Source organism: Bariatricus sp. HCP28S3_A4 (assembly GCF_052066395.1).
Classification (GTDB): Bacteria; Bacillota; Clostridia; order Lachnospirales; family Lachnospiraceae; genus Allocoprococcus.
The window spans coordinates 1-4354 of record NZ_JBQHSE010000065.1; the positions used below are offsets into that span (position 1 = coordinate 1).

A 4354-nucleotide genomic window follows, 5' to 3' on the forward strand; every position below is an offset into this window, starting at 1 on the left:
TTGAAAAATGCACCCACCCGGGAGCTTTATTAAAGTTACCCTTTTTTACCATCGGTACGAAAAAAGAATTTTGGGCTAATTTATACTTGACTTTTCATAGCTGGTCTCCTTCCTATAATTGACAATCAACATTTAAATAATAAATCTCAATCAAGAGAACCAACATATAAAACTAAATGAAATCATTGCCGAAATTATTACCGTTATTAGAACATACAAAAATCGAATTTTTTTATCTTCTGCTTCTTTATAAGACAAATATGCATTCACAATCAATAAGATTAAAAGTGGATTCCACCCTAAATATGGAATTAGAAATCCTAATCCTAATGAAATTATTGTTAATAACCGATTTTTTCGATCAGGTGATAAAACCCATTTTTCATAAAATTCTTTTATATTTCTATGGCTTAATTGTAAAATACCAACTTTCAATGTATACAATATGTTCTATATTGCACTGAATCTAATGTTACTTTCATAACTTACTTCCACTCGATAAAAAAAAGCTAATTTCAAAGCTCGCACTATACTATAATCATAACGCCCAATCAAATACCGCACCAGTAACTGTTATTGCATAGGAAGATGCATTACGGATTATTCCTCTATATTTACCACTAGTTGGTGCATTAGCCGAAATATAACGTCCACTAGTATTTCCACTCCATTCAGCAATTGGCAAATGTGTATCCTTATTGCTAATAGCTGTATAAACAGTAGCTGTTCTATTTAGTGAAAATCTTAATACAATATAACTTCCTGACAATATCCAAAAATCAGAACCAGAATCTCCGCTTGGAGTTAAATACATAATTTCTCCATTATTTAAGGTTTTAGAAGGAAATGATTGTGCTGGTGAAACATCATTATTATCTTTTAAATTAATTGACCAAATTCCCTCTTCTCTAATTACTCCTTCTTCAGTAACAATTTGGTAATAAAGTTCTCTAGTATTTATTTCAAAATTTACATTTGCAGCATTAACTGGTAGTGCTTTTAATGTAATAAATACACATCTTGAAAAAACTTATGGCAAGAACGAATACAACCTCCACTACCTCTACCGTGAATTCACCGGGGATTTCTTTAAGATGTATCTGGATTTTTTCCCGAAGAACGCTTCTTCCCTGAAGTTCAACAAGTTCTATTTCCACGTGATGTCACTGTGCCTGACTCTTCACGTTAACCTCGGGCTCTCCCTGCGGAAAATCTCCCAGGCTTTGAAGGATCTTTATAACATCCGGATCTCACACCAGCAGATCGCCAACTACTATAAAACTGCTGCTATCTGTGTAAAACCTTTCGTGGACAACTATGACTATCATGCCGACAGCACTTTCACTGCTGATGAAGCCTATATCAAGATTAGTGGTATCAAAAACTTATATCTGGTTCATTATGGATCTTGCAAAACGCTCCATCATCGGTTATCAGGTCTCTGACAAACGCGGCGTCAATCCCTGTATCATGGCAATGCGTATGGCTTTTAGACATTTCAAAGAGCTTCCAAAAAACTTCCGCTTTATCGCAGACGGTTACAGTGCCTATCCTCTGGCTGCCCAGCATTTCTTTCATGAATTTGGAGATGCCTTCAAGTTCAGCATTACCTAGGTGATTGGACTTACCAACGACGATGCGGTTTCCAAAGAGTCCCGTCCATTCAAGCAGATGATCGAGCAGCTGAACCGAACCTATAAAGCGTCCTACCGAAAAACAAACAGATTTGACAACATCGACGGTGCCAACTATGACCTTGCTCTGTGGGTTGAATATTATAACTTTCTGCATCCCCACAAACACAACAACTATAAAGTCCTGAACACAGTAGAAATGCTGGAAGTCGCTCACAACATGCCCAGAAAATGGCAGATGCTGTTCTTCCTTTGCCAACAGACAATCCTGAATCTCCAGAAACAGAAAAATGCGTAAATGGAGCGGAACCGTTGTCAGGAGGATCGTGGAATACTGGAGCATGAAGTGCGAGGATATGCCGTGAAAACCTCTTGACATAAGGTTCACGTATTATCCTGTTTAGCAGAAATGGGTAAGTACGCCCTTTTCTGCCTTCCGGCGAGGATAGGTCCGGGCAGATCCTGAATTGGATCAAGGGACCGGTTCCTTGCAAGTTCTTAGGGCAGCGCCCTAAGCCTTCGGCGGGTCTTCCGTCTTATATATTTGCAATTTTTAAGGTTCGTTTGAGCCTCTTATTTTCGGCTCAGTTTTTCATAGATTACTTGACACTACCTTTTTTATATAACCTTATATACGAATGCAACTCGTAAAAAGTTTTAAACATATCTATTTTTTTTTGAAACTTTCTAAAAAAAATAATCGTATATATTCATAAATACATGTAAAATACTTATTACCCAGTCAATACGAAAGGAGAGATAGGATGGATGACCGTACTATTATAAATCAAATTCAAAAAGGAGATCATAAATCACTCGAATTATTAATTGATAAATACAATCGTTATGTTACCGTTATCGTTTTCAATATCTTAAATGGAGTGATGGGAAATGAGGATATTCAGGAAGTTGTAAGTGATACATTTTTTCTTCTTTGGAAAAATATACATAAAGTAGACCTTGATACCTTTTCCGATTTAAAAAATTATCTGGCAACCATTGCAAAAAATGCTGCAAAATCTAAATTACGTGCATACAAACAGACACTTCCGTTAATGGATGAAATACTAAATACTGATGAAAATGAAATCGAAAAAATTCATACGAAAGACTGGGTGATCAGTTGCATACGGCAGTTAAAACGTTCAGAACAAATAGTTTTGATCAAATATTATTACCAATGCAAAACAATCAAAGAAATTTCAGATGAAGAACTTCTACCTGAATCTACTGTGAAAACAAGATTACGAACTGGAAAAATACATTTAAAAGAATTATTAGAGAAAGGAGAGTAAATATGAACTATTATGAAATATTCGATCTTGTAGAAGATGAATGTGTTGATATTTTGCCAAATGATAATCTTCCTGATGATTTTGATGATATTTTTACTGCGGAAAATACAAAAAAAATGGTATTCGATAAAATCAATACATTAAATAATTCTCAGACGCGAAGGAAAAAACTCACTCCAAAAAAATTAATTATCATTTCTATTGCAGCTGCATTATTGATATCCGGCACTGTTATCGCAAAACCTTATTGGAAATTATGGCAGGAGGGCGGTGCCGAAGAAATAACAAATGATAATCGGGAATTAATTGGAAAAGAAGTATGGACTGATGCATTTGTGACGACCTCAGAAGAATATGAAAATTACTTAAAACACCCTCCCATTTACAAATTACCTGAAAATGATATTGTTAAATCCATTGAAGGTGACGTATTAGGACCTAATTCCGTAAACATTTTTCCAACATCCGAAAAAGATAATCAATTTTTATCTCCGGAAGTAATAATGATGAATAATGCACTTGTTGTATTTACTACTACTGACAGCATAGGATGGAAATTAAAAAAAGGTGACATTATCAACTTTGAAGCCGAACTTTATCCAACTTATGGACATTCAACATCTATTTTTTGTATTTTACCTATTATTGACGGCGAACTTAAAGAAGATATGGAAATTTTCAACGCAAACAAGGTTTCCTATCATTACACAATCACAGAAGATTGCTATTATAATCTTGGAATACTTAGTGCCAGCCCCAGTACAATCAGTTTTCATGAAGGAACAATTTCAATAATCAGTGGCCAAGGTACAAGCGACTAGGGGACAAGTCCATAGTCACACTTCTCTTCAAGTACGCCGAGGCGTACTTGCTGCGAGGCTTTATCTTGGAAAAAGATTGGACTCCCGCCAAGAATAACTTGTCGCAACTCACCACCTATAGAGGTGGGAGTCTTATCTTCTTTCAAGATAAACGGTTCTCCTTCCAAGCCAAAGGGCGCTGCTCGTGTCAAGATGCTGGGGTCAAAAGCCCTGTCATCGAACGTCCCTTTTTTGCTTTTTGTTGCTATTTAATTTATAAGTTTCTACCGTAGTTTTCGGTATATTTGGTGTCGATTGTAACTATACCCTTCCCATATTCTTATGCCAATAGAGGATTTTCTGCATAGTTTGAAGACCCTTTCACATAGTGAAAGAGTTTTCGAAAATTCAACGCTGCGATTTTACTTCCGAAAAAGAACCTTCCTCTTTGTTTTCCACGAGGAAGCTTTTCCAGATGATAGTTTCTTCGAAGAATTGAGGGAATCGTTTCTATTCCGTTTCGTATCCTGCGATACAGATTATATGTTTCACTAGACATTCTCTCCTCTAGTGCGAGGCGAATAAGGCTCTTTTTCGTAATAAGTACTCTTGCTATATTTTTGAA

At 35.9% G+C, this 4354-nt stretch carries 5 protein-coding genes and 1 pseudogene; 3 read left to right on the forward strand and 3 right to left on the reverse strand.

The annotated features are described in order from the left end of the window. Window positions 1-538: 538 nt before the first annotated feature. Window positions 539-814, reverse strand: coding sequence for a hypothetical protein (locus tag ACTNBF_RS16185; RefSeq protein ID WP_441089681.1), 276 nt, complete (start codon window positions 812-814; stop codon window positions 539-541). Between the two features lie 205 nt (window positions 815-1019). On the opposite strand from ACTNBF_RS16185, the pseudogene ACTNBF_RS16190 reads away from it, so the two are divergent. The 3 genes and pseudogenes from ACTNBF_RS16190 to ACTNBF_RS16200 form a co-directional block, all read left to right on the forward strand. After that, window positions 1020-1932 (forward strand): annotated as a pseudogene (locus ACTNBF_RS16190) (IS6 family transposase); the annotation flags it as partial. 466 nt (window positions 1933-2398) lie between these two features. Next, the gene (locus tag ACTNBF_RS16195) at window positions 2399-2929 is read left to right on the forward strand and encodes an RNA polymerase sigma factor (RefSeq protein WP_427820748.1); all 531 of its coding nucleotides are present in this window, start codon (window positions 2399-2401) and stop codon (window positions 2927-2929) included. Between the two features lie 2 nt (window positions 2930-2931). Then, window positions 2932-3750, forward strand: coding sequence for a hypothetical protein (locus tag ACTNBF_RS16200; protein WP_427820749.1), 819 nt, complete (start codon window positions 2932-2934; stop codon window positions 3748-3750). Here the strand turns inward: ACTNBF_RS16200 and ACTNBF_RS16205 are convergent. After that, window positions 3747-3896, reverse strand: coding sequence for a hypothetical protein (locus ACTNBF_RS16205; RefSeq protein ID WP_441027006.1), 150 nt, complete (start codon window positions 3894-3896; stop codon window positions 3747-3749). The genes ACTNBF_RS16200 and ACTNBF_RS16205 overlap by 4 nt on opposite strands. A gap of 173 nt (window positions 3897-4069) precedes the next feature. Next, on the reverse strand, window positions 4070-4354 hold a 285-nt coding region (locus tag ACTNBF_RS16210; protein WP_441089682.1), incomplete at its 5' end, for a hypothetical protein.